We start from the raw sequence: 19,820 nt of genomic DNA, 5'->3' as shown, positions 1-19,820 counted from the left end.
CACGTAAGCTTAAACATCTTAATGCTGAAATTACAATAATTTTTATGGTTAATTTGTGTTCTAGCTTTAAAGATATTGTAGATATACTAAATTAGTTTATATAGATGACAGTAACAATAATATAGACTTTGTAAAGGTTATTAATGAATATAATATAAGATAATATTTATTAAGATACCATCTAAGAAATTTAGCAAGACAATGAGAAGCTTACTAGATACCTTCTTCTTACGAAATATATGAATAGGTAGAGGAGTTAATATGATATTTAACTTATATGCAGAACATAACCCTGTTCTTTTTTTATTTTTACAAAAAGTGGATTTAAATTATCATTTGAGATGATTATATCCCAAATATATACAAATTATGATATAATTTCATTTAGTAGCCTTAATTTATAAAGTTGTGATTTCATATCAATAATCATTTACTTTTTAAATTATTGTAACTTATTCTAAATAAAAATATAAGGGGTGTATAACAATGAAAAAAATGATTGGAAAACTAATGTCTATGATGTCGTTACTTGTAGTAGGTAGTGGAGCAGCATCTGTAGCAGGAATTGGCACAGAAGAGATGCCAAATGCATTAAAAGCAAAAAGATAATATTTTTAACTTATTGTAATTTATTCTAAATAAAAAAAATAAGGGGGATATAACAATGAAAAAAATTATTGGAAAATTAATGTCTATGATGTCGGTACTTGTAGTAGGTAGTGGGGCGGCATCTGTAGCAGGAATTGGTACAGAAGAGATGCCAAATGCATTAAAAGCAAAAAGATAATATTTTAAAATTATCGTAAGTTATCTAAATAAAAAATATAAGGGGGGTATAACAATGAAAAAAATTATTGGAAAATTAATGTCTATGATGTCGGTACTTGTAGTAGGTAGTGGGGCGGCATCTGTAGCAGGAATTGGTACAGAAGAGATGCCAAATGCATTAAAAGCAAAAAGATAATATTTTAAAATTATCGTAAGTTATCTAAATAAAAAATATAAGGGGGGTATAACAATGAAAAAAATTATTGGAAAATTAATGTCTATGATGTCGGTACTTGTAGTAGGTAGTGGGGCGGCATCTGTAGCAGGAATTGGTACAGAGGAGATGCCTGATGCATTAAAAGCAAAAAGGTAATACAAAATGAATTTCTTATTTGATTTATTAAACACAGCTATACAAGTTTCTATAATGACTTATTTTCCTTATTACTTTTTGCTTACTAGTAGAGAGATAGATGCTAAGACAGGAAAGAAGAATCTAATTATAAGTGGTATAAGTATATTTATACTATGTATTTTAGCCACGAATATATTTAGTAATAGTAATCTAAATGCTACATCAATAACAATAGGTAGTATAATCATTATAGGCGTAATTTACAGGCATATATATAAAAAAGCACTAGTAGCTTACTCTATAGCATATATATTAGTACAAATTGTAGCTATTTTAGTTACTAGTATAGGGTGGCCTATATTAAGTTATATACTTTATGATGTAGAAGCATCTAGATTATTGGGAATATATGTTCCAGCTATGATTTTAGAGTTATTTATTATAAAAAATAAAGATGACATCAAGGTAATATATACATATTTTACAAAAAGTAGAAAATCACTTGAAATTGGGTTTATACTAGTTATATCAATGGATTTTATAGTGTGTATTTCTATGATGCTAAATGGATGGTCTAATGTAGCTCTAACTAATATAGTAATACTTATGGCTGTAATATTTGCAGTATGTATTTCAGTTTATATAAATAACATAGACAAAAGGTATAAAGAAATTGATAGTTTGAATAAATTATTAATTGACAAAAATAATGAACTTAAAAGAATAAAGCATGACTATGGATCACAAATATCATATATTAATGGACTATATCTAATGAGACAATATGATAGATTAGGAGAAATACTAAAAGATATAATTAATGGAAACAGTCAAGTATCATCTAATATAAAATATATCACGCATGAGGACTCTGTTATATCTAGTGTTGCAGAATCTCTAGATATAGGAGATATACATCTAGTTATAGATGAAGAATTTAACTCTAACTTAATTGATATGAGTTCGTATGAATTACATAGAATATTATCTAATATCCTAAATAATGCTATAACAGCATTGAATGGAGAGGGATTGATAGTTGTAAGAACGTACAAAATATTCAATAGTGTATATATTAGTATTAAAAATAATGGACCTAAAATAGATCTAAATATAATAGAGAATATATTTGAAGAAGGTTTTACTACAAAAGATGATGAAGATAGTAGTCATGGTTATGGTTTATATATAGTAAAGGAAATTGTAGAAAATAATAACGGCAAATTATCTGTAGTTAGTGATGAAAAATACACGGAATTTAAAATTGTGTTATTTGATCAAAATAATAATATTTTATTACAAAAAATAGACTAGATTATACTAGTCTATTTTTTATAATAAAATTGATATAAAAAAATGGGATGGTTAGTTGCCTGTGATATTTTACAACAATGATACAACATAGTAACATTGTGTTGATTGATTTAACTATGAATGATGTAATATACTTACTTTATAGTAAGAGTATTAAATTATAGGAGATGGAAAATTAATATGAAAAGAAATATATTAACAATAGCTTTATCTAGTTCACTGATACTGTCAAGTCTAATTTTTACAGGGTGTTCATCAAATAATACCGATGAATTACAAAATAATAACGCATTAATAAATAATACAGAGTCTTTAGGAAATAAGAAAAAAATAGCTAAACCCATATATAAAGAATTAAAGTATAGCAATTTATTAGATTCAGGAATACAAGAAGAAGTCAAAGTTATTCTAATGAAAAATGGTATAAATAAAGAAGATGTTGAAAGATATTTCAGAGGTGTGAATAACTACAATAAAATATATAAAGATGATCTACCTAATATTGCAGGATTTAGCGTATTGGAAAAATCTCAAGTTCCTTATGATGGTTTTGCTTTCCAAGATAAGTGGATAGAAAAAAATAAGGAGTATTTTGATATTAACTGTAGAATATCAGCGTTTAGATTGGTGAATCAATTTATCGAGTCAAAAGATGATTTTTACGAAAGTGATGGACAACTTGGAATGGATATTGATACTATTGAAAAGAATCCAGATGCAGCGTTTAATAAAAATGATATTAATAAATTCAAAAAACTTTTTGATATAATAGAGATAGACAGATTTGGAACGGATGAAGAAATTGCAAAATTTATAAGTGATCAGTGGGATAAGAGAGGGATAAGTTTTGTTGGAAATAGTGATGTTACTCTAATTAGTGGATTTTCAAAGAATGAAGATACTAAAGAACTTCTTGCTGGTCACGTAGGGGTAGCGGTAAAAAATGATGATGAAATCTTGTTTATAGAAAAATATAGCCCGGCAACACCTTATCAAGTAACTAAGTTTAAAAATAAAGAAGCCGTAAGAAGTTATATGTTTGATAGGCTTATTTCAACTGAAGGTGATGCGGCTATGCCAGGAGCTATAATAATGGAAAATAATAAATTGATGAAGTAAATATTTAAGTAGAGTTATACTAGTATTTAAGAGCGATAAAGGACTTGTATATATTGAAGTATATATACTTTAATTAATTGAGAATAAAAAATAACATAAAGATTAGAGTATAAAAGGAGAAAAAGAATGATAAAAAAAGTTCAACATATGTTTATTTGTTTATTTAGTATTATGCTACTAATTATATTTTTACCATCTGATGTATATGCTTCTTTGGAAATTGGAGGAGACAGCTTTGAGACAATTAATGGCGATATGATTAAAGATGATCCTGATATATTAGATACGCCTTACTTTACCTTGGACGAAGTTATGAAAAAACTAGATGGAATTAAGTCAGATGTTAAAAATAAAAATGCGTTTCAATATGTAGTTTCATCTGAAGAGGGAAAAGACATTATAGTCTTTGATAGAAATACTTTCAAAATAAGTGTAAATGGAAAATTGTTAAAAGATAAATATCTTGAAGAGGATAATAAAATATATGCGCCGTTTGGTATTTTTAATGAAATGAAGACTTCACGTGTCGTAGACTCTGGGATTATGGATACACTTATTGTAACTCCTCCTAAACATAAATATAATGATGTATCGGTTTACAACTTAGGAGAAGATAAATATGTATTACCAGATAACGTCTATATAGATACTAAAGAAGATTTGAGAGAGCTTACATATGATAACACTGGTTCTATTTGCGTTCCAGATGGAAAAAAGTTACCTCTTGTAATTTTTTTACATGCTTCAGCTGCAGCAGAAAATATGTCGCCTTACTTTAGTATAGGTTATTCGGATAATAAAAAAGCATTAGCAAACGAGGGGTTTGCATCGATTGGACTGAATTTAACTCCAGTATATTACTTAGATTCTAATAAAAATTATCAAAACATCCGAGATGAATCACAAAAAGCTCTATTTACCAAAATATTAAAAAAGCATGTACAATCACTTTTAGACAATGTTAATAGCAATACTGATACTAATAATATCTATGGTTTTGATATGAAGGATAAAATTGATTTCAATAATGTTATTCTTGTGGGACATTCAAGAGGTGGACAAAACTTATTTTTAGCGTATGATATATTAAAAGAAATGGGTATTAATGCCAAGGGAGCTATCTCGATGGCTCCAGCGAAATACTGGAAAGATTTTGATAATTACCCGGACATTCCTACGGGAATTATAATTCCCCAACTTGATGGAGATGTAGTTACGCTAGATGGGCGTAAAATTTTCGATGATATACGACTACAAAAACGTAAAAAAGATCTTCAATTACTATATTTATACTCTGCTAACCATAATAATTTTAATAGTACTATTTTTAAAATAGAAGATTCATTTGTTTATGATAAAGATAACATACCAAAAGAAGCTATGCCGGGTGATGAACAACGAGCTTTTGCAAGTAAATACATTGTGAATTTTGCTAAATCAAGTATTAAAAAAGGTAATCTATCTTCAATATTGCCTAGTTCAGATGGCAATTTATATAAACAAAAGGTATTAATGAGTTTTGTTAAAGGTGATAGCCAACCATTATTTGATGCAACATCTGACTCTGATCTCAAAATGCTTTCTGGAAGCTTTAAAAAAATTATAGCAAGTACTGAGAAGCAAAAAAATACTACAGGAAATATAAGATTACCAGGTGTTTCTGAAGATTATCAGCTTGTATCACTTGAATTTAAAAATAGAAATGATAAGGTTAATTTAAAACTTTCAAAGAATAATGATTTTACAAACTTTAATGCTCTTTGCCTTGAAGTTATGCAAGATTCAACTGATTCTCTTAACAAGGGGAGAAATCAAATGCTAGATATAACTATTACTGACAAAGACGGGAAATCAGAGACTGTTTCCACATCAAAAGATAGCTATGCATTACAGTATCAACCTGGAAAAATGACAAGCATATCAATTGGTGATGAAGAGGCAAAAACTATGTACTCAAATTTCACACCTCTTTCAACACTAATGATCCCTGTTGAAAAATTTAGTGGTCAATTAGATATTTCAAATATATCTACGATTGAAATTTCAGCATCTAACTCAACTAAGAAAGGTAGTTTTATACTACAAAGTATGTATTTATCTTCTACAGATGTGCCTAATGATGAAGGTGTGGAAGTGGAAAATTCAAATTCAATAGCTATGTATATATCAATATTCTGTATAGTATCCTTTGTTTTATTTGTATCTTATAAAAAATTAACTAAGAAATAATATTTGATAGATATTTAATTTAGTAACTTAAAACTATAATATAAAACTATTTTAATGGATTATATCTTTTTAGGATAGACTAATATTAAAAATTCCTTGTATTACGATGTTATTTTAACTAACTAATTTAATAAAAAAAGAGATATAGTGCTTATAAGTCACTATATCTCTTTTTTTATTTGACTAAACACAAGAAGGACAGAAAAGAACTTTTACTAAAGTGAGCACAAGAATGGTACGAGCCTTAAATAGCAATAAAGAAAAAATAGGTGATGCAAACCAAGGTCCTAAGTTTGAACTGAGTTTCACACCAGCAGGATTAGATCCGCAAGGATTCCAAGCGATAGACGACGATGATATTCTATTTTAGTTTTAGAAAAAAATTACAATAATATCATTATATTAAATAAACAAAGGGGGAAATAAAAGGAATTACTAGAGAATTAGATAGATTAGGAAGATTAACATTACCTAGAGAAATGAGAGACAACTTAAGTATGGAGGATGGTCAGTAAGTAGAAATGATACTTGTTGAAGAAGGTATATTGGTTAAAGTTAATAATCACGATAATACTAAAAGTTGGAAGATTACAATGACAAATTTTAAAAGAATTAAAAATATGACTAAAGAAGAATTATCAGAAGAAATAAGACTGATTGCTAGTTGGGATAAAAAGAAAAAAAGAATAGCAGAGCAAGATGAAGATTTTTATACAAAATTGCTATATGTTAGAGTTTAAAAGATGGGTTTTAACGGAGAAGATTGAATTAGAAGTAGGAATAATTGCTAAAATGAATATATAAATATTTAAAAATAACGAATGTTAGTAATAGTTAAATAAATGAGCTATAACCCAAATATTATGATTACTTGTGCTATATCTCAATGGATGTTACCATTGCGAAAGTTGTCGCCTAACTATTGAGACTTCACTTTCTGTAGTTGGTTGAGCAGGTATATAGTAACCTTTCTATTTAGCCTTTTTAAATAAATTATATTGACGTACTTCATCCTGATTTCTCATATCTTGTAGTGTTTGACGAAGTTGTTCATTTTCTATTTGCGCAATTATACCTCTGTAGCAAGCTAAACTTTCATTTATACAGCTAAGGTAATCACTTATAATTTCTTTTTCTTGCATATAGTTACCTACTAACCTAAGAATTTCATTAAATTTTCTTTACTATTTTTAGCATCTTGAGCATCTTTTGTAAGCATTTGTATTAGACTAGTAAACAAAAAACAGCTAGCTTATAATTTGTTAGCTTGTAAATATAAAATATCTAGAAATGTGATTAGTCAGTAATAAATAGACAGTAAAAATAAAAATTGATGTATACAGAAAGTTTTGTATTACTAATATATAGGATGATTTAAGTTTTTAAACGTGCATATTTAGCTGTAATTTTTAGATGTGAGTAAATCTATCGACAATAAATGAAAACTAGCTAACTATATAAAAAGTTAGCTGGATCTATATAAAATACTGGGTATATGTAGTGTTAGACATGAGAATGGCATTTATATATTTACAGGAAAGTACCCAATATAATAATAAATTCTATGATAGGGAATTATTAATTATGAAAATAAAAATTCCAGCTAATGATTAGAGCTAGCTGGAATCTATATAATATATCGGTTCGGTAGTTATATTGTCTGATTATAGTATATGCAGATGTAAAAATAATATGCAACTTTAGTAAATACTTTTTTATATAATAAATTGAGAAATTTAATCTAACATTTATTAACCTGCTACATTGGGAGTTATCATCATTCCAACAGGTAGCATAGAAGTAGATAAATTAGTTACTGTCAAAGTGTATGTAAACATAGGATGCATTTTATCAATAAAATAAGTGTACTGTCCTCTCATATCTACAAAGGCTTCATTAACATGAACTCTATCAGAATCAGATATTTTGATGTGAACAGTATTGGGTTGAGTATAAGCCATTATAGTAAAAAGAGCTGTATTCTTACCCCTAACAGAAAGAGAATATGATTCACCTGGAGCTAAAAATTTATCTGCACCTACAACACCATCATTATAAGTAGATTCTATTTCATTTTGAGTTTCTGATGTAGGTAAAGAAGATGGACTTGATGCATAAGAAGATGTCATGAATGACGAAGAGATTATAGTTCCTAAAGCTAAAGAACTAGCCAATATTTTACTTGATTTTTTCATTTGATTATTTCCCCCTAATATTAATTTGTTTTATATAATGTTAGCACAGAAAAAAAGAAAAGAATGTAGAATATTGTAATAAATAAGAAAGTTAACAGTTTATTTAAATAAAAGAGGAGTTTTAATAGGAAGACTAAAACAAGTACTGGTGAAACATTCTACAGAGTAGTAGCTGGTAGTTATAAAGATTGATAAAATGCGGATAAACTTGTAAATGAGTTGAAATAAAAAGAATATAGTACTTTTATAGATATTTATAAGAAATAACATTACATTTATAATGAGAAGAAATATTAGTATAAGATTAAATTTTCTAGATTAATTGCTTATTTTATTTAAATAAATCTGTAAAGGGTATATAAAATATATAATAGTTATTCCAAGTATTTCTCTAGTTAGAAATGCAGAATATGATATCTAAAAAAGAAGTCTTTATGTACTATAAAGACTTCTTTTTGCTGCTTATATAATATTTTATTATTTGAAGTTATATAGTAGGTTGTATATGGGTAATTATATATATCATGCGTATATGTAATCAATTAGAAATGGATCTCAAGTCAGAATACCAAGCTATATACAACTATGAGAATCATATATACATAATAGATGATAAATATATATAAAAGATTTTAAGAAGAATTATATTAGATGAACAAATTCATATAAAACATTTTAAAACAGCCATAAATAAATATTTTTATCAATGACTGGATAGAGTTCTATAGATATTTTTGTTTTCATTAAGTAAGTAAGTGGTATATAGTATACGAAAGCATTTATCCAAGATGTTTATCCCCATTAAGATATGATATCTGCAAAAGAAGTCTTAACATGTACTCTCTCCGATGTATATGTATTAAGGCTTCTTTTTTACATTTTATATAAATACCATTTATATGTCTTTTTAATAAATTTCAATTCATAGAGATTGCATATATTATTTATAGTCGATTGACATTTATAAATTAAAGAGTTCTCACCAGCAAAATTACTTTCAACGATATCATTGACTATACCAACGTTAACAACTGTTTCATTGCTATTATAAACCTTATAGGCTTTATACTACCGCTGTTCTCAAATATTGCGACCATTTCAATTTCTTTGGATAATACTTTCATAATAAATCTCCCATTCTAAGTAATTAATACAAATAATCATGCACGAACAAATGTTATTGGTAAATGGAAAGTTTTTATGAAATTAACCCTAGTCCTATTATTAGTGCAGATAACATTATAGATAATATAATGCAAAAATCTATTCTTATAAAACTATCTCTCTTATCTCTTATTTCACATCAATAGACTTATTTATAAATTTAAGAAAAATATAACTGGGACAGGCAAGCTTTGTGCGTTTACACATATAATACAAAATTAAGCGAGAAAGGGGGTTAAAAATGGATAGAAATAGAAGTGAGGAAGTCAAAATATCAGTTTCATTTAAAAGACACCTGAAGAATTAATCATTTATAACTATATAAAAGATAAAATTAAGGTTATAGGTTAAAGTACCTATATAAAGATGTTAGTTATAGAAGAAATGCAAGAGAAATGGGCTACCTTATTTTTTTATGCAAAAAAGTAATTTATACAAGTATTTTCTACAAAAATCGACATTAGATATAGTGTATAATATTTATTGTTAAAAAAATCAACATAAAATATGGGGGATTATAAAATGCAAAAAAAAGAAAAAAACTTACTATGTAAATGCAAGGTATGCGGTAATCCAATAGCAAAAGGTGTTAAAAAGTGCCCCTCATGTGGAAAGGACCAAAGGAATTTCTTTATGAAACATAAGGTACTTACGGGTATATTAGTATTAATATTATTCGGAGCAATTGGTTCAATGGGCGATGATACTACTAGCGAGGATGGGACAATACAAACATCTACAACAAATAACGAACAAATCGAAAACAATAACGATACACCTGGGGCAGAAAAAAATATAGAGGATGATGTTCCAACAGAATATAAGTCTGCATTAAGAAAAGCAAAAACATATAGCGATACTATGAGTATGTCTAAGGCGGGACTTTATGAACAACTAACATCAGAGTATGGTGAAAAATTCACAGTAGAAGCTGCTCAGTATGCTATAGATAATGTAGTAGCAGATTGGAATAAAAATGCATTGGAAAAAGCAAAGACATATCAAGAAAGTATGGCAATGTCTCCAAGTGCAATTTACGATCAATTAACATCAGAACATGGTGAGAAGTTTACAGCAGAAGAAGCGCAATATGCTATAGATAATCTGGAGTAATATATTATTAATAGTTGAAGCTAGGAAGGAATTAATCCAATCTAGCTTTATTTTTAAAGTTATATAATTTATACTATAAATACTAATTAATTTTATTTTAGGTAAAAGCAAAGAGCTGCAGTGACTTATAACCACCATAGCTCTTTTTCTTTTTTACCAAAAGTGTATTTAAATTAGTATTTTGTATTATTGTAGCACAAATATTATTGAAATTGTGATATAGTCCTATTTAGGAATTCAATCTATAGAGTGGTATTTCCATACTAACGATAAAATCTACGTCTTTGCGGAAGGGAGTGAGAAGTATAAAATAATTTATTTTTTATGCAAATATTAATAGACAGGTCTTATTTCCAAGTCCACTTCTATTGGAGAATATAATAGATTAGTTACAGTAATTGTATATTCTTTATTAGGATTAGTCTCAAAAGTGTAGCTTCTACCATAGCTATCCATTATAAGTTCATCAACTAATATATTTGATTTTGACTGGATTGTTACGATTAATGAATTAGGAATACTACTAGGTTTTACCACAAAGCTTGTTATATTAGAGCCTTTAGAGGAAATAGAAAAAGATTCTTCGTATTCTAAAGTATCACGTCCGCCAACAATTTCATATTTGGCTTGTTTCTGATTAGTATTTACTTTAAATCCATCATCTATAATTTGAGCAGATACGGGAAATGATGTTGCAAATATACTTCCTAAAGTAATAGCAGTAATAATTAATTTGTTTATATTTTTCATTTTATTACTCTCCTTTAATAACCTATTTTTACTAATTAATACTATACAATAGTACTAATATCCTTTTTTAACGAAAATTTTAAAATATTTGATTGTATGATTAAAAAATAAAATAAATAAGTAGTAATATATTTATATATCCCAACACGTTAATAAAAATTTGATTATACTATTAACATCTCTTACTATACATCTAAGTACTATAAAGCAGATTTCGATAAATTTATTAATTAATTTGTTGTATGATTTCGTTAGTTATTAAAAATATAGATGGAGGTATGAAATTGAATTGCAAAGAATATTTAGATTCAAATTTGAACAAAAGTGTTGCTGAAAAAAGATTAAAAGAGAAGGTTAAATATTATTTAGAGTGGAGTAATCGAGTATTTATTATTACTAAAGATAAGATTTTAGTTTCAGAGTTAGGAGATAGAAATATACTTAAGTCATATTTGAATAGAGATATTTCGAATATATCATATAAAACTTGTGCTAATTTTAATAAGTGCGGTTATATAAATATACGCTATAGATTTGCTGACAAAATATCAATAATATTGCCTGATGATATGATACAAAATATAAATCTAATATAGATATGATAGTATTAGAACTTATTACTGAGTTCAAAAAATATATTTTAAACCAGAAAATAAGCTACTAACGACAATATTATGATATAAATAGGATTTTTAGTTTATTATATAAATAATCATTAGTTCAAGTGCCTTTCTAATGCTCAACAATGTAATTTATATCAGAAAAAGGTTTATAATATAAATATGCAAAATATCTTTTAAATCATAAAATTTGGAAATAAGAAAAGAACTAGAGTGTATAAATGATTCTAGTTCTTTTTGTTTGGGAAAATATAAACAAGTATAATTATTTTTACCAAAAGTGGATTTAAATTAGCATTTCATAATACTATATCATGACAGGTGCATATTATTCTACTTCAAATTACTACAACCTACATGCTCGGAATTTAGCTATTTATTTATCTTGTAAATTATATTACAGATACTAATAAATTCTTTTTCAATTAAAACCTTTGTGTTTAATTTATGGCAAATACATATCTTTAGTGAAATAAATACTAATGAGAAAGTAATGATTATATTAAATGATGATAATAGTATTTTGATTAGTGATACTAGAATATCTGAAAGTAAAAATAGAGGGATTGGTACAAAAATTATATCTATAATATAAGATATAGCAACTCACGAAAATATAAGTAAAATCATCGGAGACTTATCAGATGTAGATATAGATCATAAAGAAAGACAACTACATTTTTATACAAAGAATAGATTTACAATAACAGATAATAAAATAGAAAAAATAATATAATTATTTTAAAACCAGATCAAAAGAAGCTATAAATAATTTTAAGAATATTAGAAATATAAAAAATCTAAAATCTTAGTAGATTTAGGTATGATAAGTCTAAAATTTTAAATTAACTTTATAAACGACCTTTTAAATTCGTTTTTAAGACCATAAGAAAATAGTCGCAAGGTGTTTATATCTATCGAAAAACAAACTTCTAATAATAGCGACAGAAGGACTAAAAATGATATGTTAAAGTTTAAAGGTATAATTCTAACTAAAAGAGACACAAAAGAGAGAAAAAATCAATTATATACAGCAATTTTGGAATGAGGTGCATGCAGAGCAGTTATAAAAAATTATACGTCCTTATATATTGATTTATTTTTATATATATTTTTGGTATAATTAATCAAGTATTTAAAAAGTAATATTTGGAGGGAAATTTATAATGAGTAAAAGAAAACAAGTTCATGTTCCTAGGGAGAAGATAGAGGAACAAGATAAATTTATAGAATCAATGAAGCAATATACTGAGCAATTTAGGCTAATTCACGGTAGAAAACCAAGGGTGCTTACTCAAACTTTCGGATGTCAGATGAATGAACATGACTCAGAAATGCTTTCAGCAATGTTAGATAACATGGGATATGATAGAGGTGCTATGGCTGATGAATGTGATTTAATAATATATAATACTTGTGCAGTAAGAGAAAATGCAGAGCTTAAAGTATATGGAAATCTTGGACATTTAAAACTAAGCAAAAGAAAGAATCCAGACTTAAAAATTGCAGTATGTGGATGCATGATGCAACAACCTCATGTTGTAAAAGAATTAAAATCTAAATACAATCATGTTGATTTAGTATTTGGTACACATAATCTATATAAATTCCCAGAACTTTTAGTAAACTCTATGGACAGCAACAAGATGCTTGTTGACGTATGGGATGTTGATGGAGAAGTAGTAGAAGGATTAAGAAGTAGCAGAAAATTTGAGTTAAAAGCTTTCGTTAATATTATGTATGGATGTAACAACTTCTGTACTTACTGTATAGTTCCATATACTAGAGGTAGAGAGAGAAGTAGAACACCAGAAGATATAATGAATGAAATAAAAGAATTAGTTGCAAATGGAACAAAGGAAATAACATTACTTGGACAAAATGTAGATTCTTATGGTAAGACTTTAGAAAATCCAATAACTTTTGCTGAGCTTTTAAGAATGACAAATGAAGTAGAAGGATTAGAAAGAGTTAGATTTATGACTTCTCATCCAAAAGATATTTCTGATGAAGTTATATATGCTATGAGAGATTGTGATAAGGTATGTGAGTTTTTACATCTACCAGTACAATGCGGAAGTACTAGATTATTAAAGAAAATGAATAGACACTATACTAAGGAATATTATTTAGAGATAATTGAAAAAGCTAAAAAAGAAATACCTGATATAGCTTTCTCTACAGATCTAATGATAGGTTTCCCAGGGGAAACAGAAGAAGACTTATTAGATACTTTAGATGTAGTTGAAAAAGTAAGATACGGATCTGCTTTTACATTTATATATTCAAAAAGAAAAGGAACTCCAGCTGCAGAGATGGAAGATCAAATACCAGATGATGTAAAGCATGAAAGATTTAATAGAGTACTAAATAAGGTAAATGAAATATGCGTTGAGATTAATGCAAGTTACCAAGATAAGGTTGTTGAGGTCCTAGTTGAAGGAAGAAGTAAAACAGATGATGATAAGTTTACTGGAAGAACTAGACAAAATAGATTAGTAAACTTTACTGGGGGATCAGATGAATTAATCGGTACTCTGGCAATGGTTAAAATAACTGATACTAATACATTCTCACTTAATGGAGAATTAGTAAAATAGAATAAATTAATAAAAAAATCATCTCATATATTAAGAGATGATTTTTTATTATAAATATTAACACTAATATTATTTATTAAATGCATAATCCTTCACAAATATATATTATAATAGATAATATATATTAAACTTAAAATATAAAGGTGATTACAATGTTAGAATATGATTATGAAAAAATCAAAGAGTTAGAAACATGGAAAAAGAAAATGAGAAAAAAGTCTTCTTTTATAGATAAAGCATCAAAAGGTACTCAAAATAAATTTAATGCTATCTTACCTGATAAATACCATAAAATAATGACTGAGTCAATTAAAAACATGATAAAAGTAGTACTGTTTGGCTCAAAATACACAACTAAAAAGCCTAGACAAGATCTTACGTTAAGAGAAAGAGATCTTTTAGCAGAAGAAAAAATTAAAAGTTACAAAAATACTGCTATGATTGAGGGGGCTGGTACCGGAGCAGGAGGTATTCTTTTAGGTCTTACTGATTTTCCACTTTTGCTTAGTATAAAAATTAAATTGCTTTATGAACTTGCAAGTATATATGGGTTTGATATAAAGGATTATAGAGAAAGAATGTATATATTAAATATATTTCAATTAGCATTTTCAAGTAAAGATCATGTAAATGAGGTATTTAAAATAACAGAGAGCTGGGATATATATAAGGATACTCTTTCTGAAGATATTAATGATTTAGATTGGAAGAAGTTTCAGCAAGAATATAGGGACTATATAGATTTATCAAAGATGCTTCAATTAGTTCCAGGTATAGGAGCATTTGTTGGAGCTTATGTTAATAATAAATTAGTTGATAAACTAGGATATTACGCTATGAATGCATATAGAATGCGAATTTTAGAAAATAAGGAAAAAATAGCACCAAAAAATAAAAAAGTTAATATATTCCGATTTAGACACTAAACTATATATTTTCTTACAATCTTGTAAGATTCTACAAGATTACTCCATGCTATAATAAAGAAAGAAATGTATTATACAAGGAGGTAAAGGTTGAGTAAGAAAAAGATTATAGCGATAGGTTTAATATCTACAATAGTAATTCTGGCATCAATATTATTTGTTAAAGAATACAACTTAAGAGAAATCAAGAAAAATGATATAGATGTATCACAGTTTATTATTACAACAGATGAATTAAGTGAAGGAAAAGCTCAAATCAATTGGAAAAATGTAGCGAGTATTATCGGGGTTTTAAATAACAATAATTTTAAAAATACAAGTGAAAACGATATAAAAGATATATCAAAACTATTTTTAGAAAAATCTAAAGAAAATAATGAATTCTTTATACTGCAATTAGATGAAGTTATTTCTAAGTTAGATATGACTAGTAAACAATCAAAAAGGGTAAAAGACTATATAAATGATTTAGAACACTTTGGATTAATGCCTGAAAGATTAGATCCTAATGATAAATATGCTAAGTTCATTAATACAATAAAAAATGCAGCTAAGATAAATTATGAAGAACATAATATATTACCTTCAATTACAATATCACAAGCTATACTGGAGTCTAATTGGGGTGAGTCAGAACTATCAAAGGATTATAATAATCTATTTGGTATAAAAGCTCATTCATACTGGAAAGGTGAATCTGTTCAAATTAAAACGTCTGAGAACTTCAATGATGTAATAACTGATAAATTTAGAGTTTATAAAAATCAAGGAGAGTCAATAGATGATCATGCTAAGTTTTTAAAGGAAAATCCGCGATATAAAAATGTATTTGATAACAAGACTTATATAAGTCAAGCAAAAGCATTAGAAAAGTCAGGTTATAGTACTGTTGCATATGAAGATGGAACTTTAAAATATAAGGATTTATTAGTTCAAATTATTAGGCAATATAACTTACAATTAATTGATAGTGAAATGCACGGAAAAAAGGCTAGCTAATATACTAGTCTTTTTTTCGTGCATTTTAAAAATAATATTATTATTAAAATTTTTATGTTATAATAAAATTTTAAAGAAAGCTAAAACTAAATACATACAATTATTAGGAGGACATTATGGCAAATACACTATATATAGTAAGACATGGTCAGACAAATTGGAATATATTAGGTAAAACTCAAGGTCATGGAAATTCTGATCTAACTTCTCAGGGAATTGAGCAGGCAAAAGACTTATCAGCAAGTATGTTAAATCACAATATTGATTATATCTACTCAAGTGACTTAGGAAGGGCTGTCCAAACTGCAAATATAGTAGGAGAAAAACTTGGTATTGATGTAATTACAACTCCTGATCTTCGTGAAATGGGATTTGGGGAATGGGAAGGTCTTTTAATAGATCAAATTAAAAATGATTATGCTGATATATACAAGACTTGGAGGAATGAACCACATAATGTTGATATTCCTGGTGGAGAAACTCTACATCTTATAAAAGAAAGAACGGATAAATTTATAAGTGAGCTAAATAGTAAGTATGATAATAAGCATATAGTACTTGTTACACATTCTGTTACTGCAAGAGTTATGCTACTATCATTCTTAGGTTCAGGAGTAGAAAATATATATAAAATAAAACAAGATAATACAGCATTAAATATAGTAGAGTGCAGAGACTATGGTCCTATAGTTATTAAGATGAATGACACTACTCATATTAAAAATCATTCTAAAATACATAATTCAGCATTAGAATAAGGAGAAAAATCATGTCAAAGGTAATAGTAGTTGGAGGAGGTCCATCTGGGATGATGGCAGCTCTAGCAGCATCAAAGACTCATAATACTATATTATTAGAAAGAAATGAAGAACTAGGTAAGAAGCTTAAAGTTACAGGCGGAGGAAGATGTAACATCACTAATAATAGAGATATAGAAGATTTCTTTGAAAAGGTAGTAACAAATAAGAAGTTTTTATATAGTAGTTTTTATAGTTTTACAAACACAGACCTACTTAACTATTTTAAAGAAAACAATTTAGAATATAAAGTTGAAGACTTCAATGATCATAAAGTCTATACAAAAAGTGATAAATCTATAGAAGTAATTGAAGCATTAAGAAATGACTTAATAACTAGAAATGTGGATATTTTATATAATAAAAGAGTCGTAGATTTAATAGTAGAAAATGATATTATAAAAGGCGTAGTGTGTGAAGATGGAGATAAAATTTACGCTGATAAAGTTATAATATCTACTGGTGGAAAAAGTCATGCTCATACAGGATCAGATGGTAGTATGTATCAGATTCTTCAGAAACATAAGCATTCTATTAATAAGCTTTATCCAGCTCTTACTCCACTTACTATAAAAGAAGGGTGGGTAAAAAACTTGCAAGGTATTTCGATGCAAGATGTTGAAATATCATTTAAGATAAAAAAAAGGAAGATGTCAAAGGTTGGAGATATGATATTCACTCACTTTGGAATAAGTGGACCTTGTGTGCTGATAACTTCATCTTATATAAACAAGGTGATTGAAAATGAAGAAGTATCTTTAAATATAGATTTCTTACCTAAGATGACTAATGAAGAGATTTCTAAAATTATGAGAGAAACTCCAAATAAAAATGTATTAAATAATTTAAAAGGTATACTTCCATCGAATTTCTTAAAAGAGATATTTGATTTGCTAGAATTATCGGATAAAAAAGCAAATGAACTGTCTAAATCAGATGAATCAAAGATCATAGAATATCTTAAAAATATGCAGCTTACATGTAATGGAAGCAGAGGTATAAAAGTATCCATGGTGACTAGTGGAGGAGTAAGTGTTAAAGATATAAACTCTTCTACAATGGAAAGTAAAATAATAAAAAATCTATTCCTAACAGGTGAGGTAATAGACGTAGATGCAGAAACAGGTGGATATAATTTACAAATTGCATTCTCAACAGGCTACCTAGCAGGAATAAGTGTATAGGTGATAAAATGAAAGTACAAGGAATAAGAGGAGCAACAACAGTATCTCAAAATGAAAGAAATGAAATTTTAACTGAAAGTGCTACATTAATCAAAACAATAATAGATGAAAACAATATAGACGTTGAAGATATAATAAGTATAAATTTCACTATGACAAGAGATTTAGATAAAGCTTATCCAGCAGTTGCAGTAAGAGAAATACTAAATATTACTGACGTTCCACTATTAAATTTTGAGGAAAAATATATTGAAGGAAGCCTTCAAAAATGCATAAGAGCTTTAATATATATAAATACTGATAAAAGTAAAAAAGATATAAGACATGTGTATTTAAATAACGCAAAGGTTTTAAGAACAGATATTAATTAGCTTTAGGTTATAAACTTAGATATCATAAATAATTATACAGGAGAAACAAGAATGAAAAATTTAGTTATAGCAGTAGATGGACCAGCAGGAGCTGGGAAAAGTACAATAGCAAAAATAATAGCAGAAAAGTTAAACATCAATTATATTGATACAGGTGCAATGTATAGAGCAATTACATACAAATGTTTAAAAAATAATATTGATATAGAAAATGAAGAACATGTAATAGAAATTGCCAAATCTACAGATATAGATTTTAGAGATAACAATATATATTTAGACGGAATAACTATTAATGATGAAATAAGAACTATAGAAGTAAGCAATAATGTATCAAATGTTGCAAAGATAAAAGAAGTAAGATTTTTAATGGTTGATGTACAAAGAGAAATCGGTACTAGAAATTCAGTTATTCTAGATGGAAGAGATATCGGTTCTTACGTATTTCCAAATGCAGATTATAAGTTCTTTTTAATAGCAACACCAGAAGAGAGAGGAAATAGAAGATATAAGGAGCTTTGTGAAAAAGGGTATAATACTACACTTGAAGAAATAATAGCAGATATTATAAAGAGAGATGATATTGACTCAAGTAGAGAGTTTGCACCACTTGTAAAAGCTGAAGATGCAATCGAGATAGATACAACTGGTAAGGCTATAGAGGAAGTTGTAGAGTCTGTGTTATCTAAAATAAAATAAATGGTCTTGAAGGGAGATAAGTGTGAGTTTTTATAAATTTGTCACATCAATTTTTAGAGGATTTTCTAAAATATTATTTAAATATGAAGTAATAGGATTAGAGAATATTCCTAATGAGGGAAATGTAGTTTTAGCTGCAAACCATAAGTCAAATCTTGACCCAATTTTTGTAGCAGCAGCTGTGAAAAATAGAACAGTAGCAGCTATAGCAAAAAAAGAACTTTTTAACATAAAGCCTTTGGGGTATATACTAAATAAGTTACATGTTATACCTATAAATAGAGAGAAGCCAGATGTATCTAGTATTAAAACTATATTAAGAGCTATCAAAGATGGTTATGTAGTTGGAATATTCCCAGAAGGAACTAGGATGAAAGGGCCTGAATTTGGAAAAGCAAAACCTGGACTTTCTGTATTCGCGATTAAAGGAAAGGCATCGGTAGTTCCAATTTCTATAATTTCTAATTATAAGTTATTTAACAAAGTAACAATATACATTGATAAACCAATATCATTTGAAGAATACTTTAAAGAAAAACTTACGAGTGAAGATCATGAAAGACTTTCTCAAAATGTATTAGAGGTTGTTAAAGAAAACTACTATAGACACTAAGGTA

At 27.3% G+C, this 19,820-nt stretch carries 22 protein-coding genes; 19 read left to right on the top strand and 3 right to left on the bottom strand.

What is annotated here, in order from left to right:
* Nucleotides 1-486 precede the first annotated feature (486 nt).
* The 9 genes from CHL78_RS21290 to CHL78_RS05555 all read left to right on the top strand — a co-directional run bounded on the left by CHL78_RS21290 (nucleotide 487) and on the right by CHL78_RS05555 (nucleotide 6,525).
* Nucleotides 487-609 carry a hypothetical protein gene (locus CHL78_RS21290; RefSeq protein ID WP_274541838.1) on the top strand — a complete coding sequence of 41 codons (123 nt, stop codon included), beginning with the start codon at nucleotides 487-489 and terminating at the stop codon, nucleotides 607-609.
* Nucleotides 610-664: 55 nt separating this feature from the next.
* A complete protein-coding gene (locus tag CHL78_RS21285) occupies nucleotides 665-787 on the top strand; it encodes a hypothetical protein (RefSeq protein ID WP_274541837.1) in 123 nt (40 codons plus the stop codon).
* A 54-nt stretch (nucleotides 788-841) separates the two neighbouring features.
* Nucleotides 842-964: a hypothetical protein gene (locus CHL78_RS21280; protein WP_274541837.1), complete on the top strand. Its 123-nt coding sequence runs from the start codon at nucleotides 842-844 to the stop codon at nucleotides 962-964.
* Between the two features lie 54 nt (nucleotides 965-1,018).
* Nucleotides 1,019-1,141 carry a hypothetical protein gene (locus tag CHL78_RS21275; RefSeq protein ID WP_274541836.1) on the top strand — a complete coding sequence of 41 codons (123 nt, stop codon included), beginning with the start codon at nucleotides 1,019-1,021 and terminating at the stop codon, nucleotides 1,139-1,141.
* Between the two features lie 6 nt (nucleotides 1,142-1,147).
* Nucleotides 1,148-2,437 (top strand): sensor histidine kinase, encoded by a 1,290-nt coding sequence (locus CHL78_RS05570; protein ID WP_094369337.1) that lies wholly within the window; start codon nucleotides 1,148-1,150, stop codon nucleotides 2,435-2,437.
* Nucleotides 2,438-2,617: 180 nt separating this feature from the next.
* The gene (locus CHL78_RS05565) at nucleotides 2,618-3,556 is read left to right on the top strand and encodes a DUF4300 family protein (RefSeq protein WP_094369336.1); all 939 of its coding nucleotides are present in this window, start codon (nucleotides 2,618-2,620) and stop codon (nucleotides 3,554-3,556) included.
* 126 nt (nucleotides 3,557-3,682) lie between these two features.
* Nucleotides 3,683-5,785, top strand: a complete 2,103-nt coding sequence (locus tag CHL78_RS05560; RefSeq protein WP_094369335.1) for an alpha/beta hydrolase — start codon at nucleotides 3,683-3,685, stop codon at nucleotides 5,783-5,785.
* 220 nt (nucleotides 5,786-6,005) lie between these two features.
* On the top strand, nucleotides 6,006-6,155 hold the full coding sequence (locus CHL78_RS20665) for a hypothetical protein (protein ID WP_158540641.1): 150 nt from the start codon (nucleotides 6,006-6,008) through the stop codon (nucleotides 6,153-6,155).
* A 151-nt stretch (nucleotides 6,156-6,306) separates the two neighbouring features.
* Nucleotides 6,307-6,525 (top strand): hypothetical protein, encoded by a 219-nt coding sequence (locus tag CHL78_RS05555; RefSeq protein WP_094369334.1) that lies wholly within the window; start codon nucleotides 6,307-6,309, stop codon nucleotides 6,523-6,525.
* 231 nt (nucleotides 6,526-6,756) lie between these two features.
* Here CHL78_RS05555 and CHL78_RS05550 read toward each other — a convergent pair whose 3' ends face one another.
* Complete coding sequence (locus tag CHL78_RS05550) at nucleotides 6,757-6,927, bottom strand: spore coat protein (RefSeq protein ID WP_116041246.1); 171 nt, start codon at nucleotides 6,925-6,927, stop codon at nucleotides 6,757-6,759.
* A gap of 609 nt (nucleotides 6,928-7,536) precedes the next feature.
* Nucleotides 7,537-7,980 (bottom strand): hypothetical protein, encoded by a 444-nt coding sequence (locus CHL78_RS05545; protein WP_094369333.1) that lies wholly within the window; start codon nucleotides 7,978-7,980, stop codon nucleotides 7,537-7,539.
* Nucleotides 7,981-9,666: 1,686 nt separating this feature from the next.
* Here CHL78_RS05545 and CHL78_RS05540 point away from each other — a divergent pair.
* Complete coding sequence (locus tag CHL78_RS05540; protein ID WP_199533998.1) at nucleotides 9,667-10,257, top strand: Ltp family lipoprotein; 591 nt, start codon at nucleotides 9,667-9,669, stop codon at nucleotides 10,255-10,257.
* A 333-nt stretch (nucleotides 10,258-10,590) separates the two neighbouring features.
* Here the strand turns inward: CHL78_RS05540 and CHL78_RS05535 are convergent, their stop codons facing one another.
* A complete protein-coding gene (locus tag CHL78_RS05535) occupies nucleotides 10,591-11,007 on the bottom strand; it encodes a hypothetical protein (protein WP_116041244.1) in 417 nt (138 codons plus the stop codon).
* A gap of 242 nt (nucleotides 11,008-11,249) precedes the next feature.
* Between CHL78_RS05535 and CHL78_RS05530 the strand changes: the two genes are divergently transcribed.
* The 9 genes from CHL78_RS05530 to CHL78_RS05490 all read left to right on the top strand — a co-directional run bounded on the left by CHL78_RS05530 (nucleotide 11,250) and on the right by CHL78_RS05490 (nucleotide 19,816).
* Entirely contained in the window at nucleotides 11,250-11,603 is a 354-nt protein-coding gene (locus CHL78_RS05530; RefSeq protein WP_158540640.1) for a hypothetical protein, read from the top strand.
* A 1,190-nt stretch (nucleotides 11,604-12,793) separates the two neighbouring features.
* The gene (gene miaB / locus CHL78_RS05525; protein WP_116041242.1) at nucleotides 12,794-14,227 is read left to right on the top strand and encodes a tRNA (N6-isopentenyl adenosine(37)-C2)-methylthiotransferase MiaB; all 1,434 of its coding nucleotides are present in this window, start codon (nucleotides 12,794-12,796) and stop codon (nucleotides 14,225-14,227) included.
* A 152-nt stretch (nucleotides 14,228-14,379) separates the two neighbouring features.
* Entirely contained in the window at nucleotides 14,380-15,153 is a 774-nt protein-coding gene (locus CHL78_RS05520; protein ID WP_116041240.1) for an EcsC family protein, read from the top strand.
* A gap of 90 nt (nucleotides 15,154-15,243) precedes the next feature.
* The gene (locus tag CHL78_RS05515) at nucleotides 15,244-16,152 is read left to right on the top strand and encodes a glycoside hydrolase family 73 protein (protein ID WP_116041238.1); all 909 of its coding nucleotides are present in this window, start codon (nucleotides 15,244-15,246) and stop codon (nucleotides 16,150-16,152) included.
* A 116-nt stretch (nucleotides 16,153-16,268) separates the two neighbouring features.
* Entirely contained in the window at nucleotides 16,269-16,910 is a 642-nt protein-coding gene (locus CHL78_RS05510) for a histidine phosphatase family protein (RefSeq protein ID WP_116041236.1), read from the top strand.
* A gap of 11 nt (nucleotides 16,911-16,921) precedes the next feature.
* Entirely contained in the window at nucleotides 16,922-18,133 is a 1,212-nt protein-coding gene (locus CHL78_RS05505; protein WP_094368640.1) for a BaiN/RdsA family NAD(P)/FAD-dependent oxidoreductase, read from the top strand.
* 8 nt (nucleotides 18,134-18,141) lie between these two features.
* Nucleotides 18,142-18,504, top strand: a complete 363-nt coding sequence (aroH, locus tag CHL78_RS05500; RefSeq protein ID WP_094368641.1) for a chorismate mutase — start codon at nucleotides 18,142-18,144, stop codon at nucleotides 18,502-18,504.
* A gap of 51 nt (nucleotides 18,505-18,555) precedes the next feature.
* Nucleotides 18,556-19,203 carry a (d)CMP kinase gene (cmk, locus tag CHL78_RS05495; protein ID WP_094368642.1) on the top strand — a complete coding sequence of 216 codons (648 nt, stop codon included), beginning with the start codon at nucleotides 18,556-18,558 and terminating at the stop codon, nucleotides 19,201-19,203.
* Nucleotides 19,204-19,225: 22 nt separating this feature from the next.
* Entirely contained in the window at nucleotides 19,226-19,816 is a 591-nt protein-coding gene (locus tag CHL78_RS05490; RefSeq protein ID WP_094368643.1) for a lysophospholipid acyltransferase family protein, read from the top strand.
* The last annotated feature ends 4 nt before the right edge of the window (nucleotides 19,817-19,820 follow it).

It is taken from the genome of Romboutsia weinsteinii (assembly GCF_002250835.2).
GTDB classification, from domain to species: Bacteria; Bacillota; Clostridia; order Peptostreptococcales; family Peptostreptococcaceae; genus Romboutsia_A; species Romboutsia_A weinsteinii.
The sequence above is the reverse complement of the archived record's forward strand: the minus strand, read 5'-3'. Positions and strand labels throughout refer to the sequence as shown.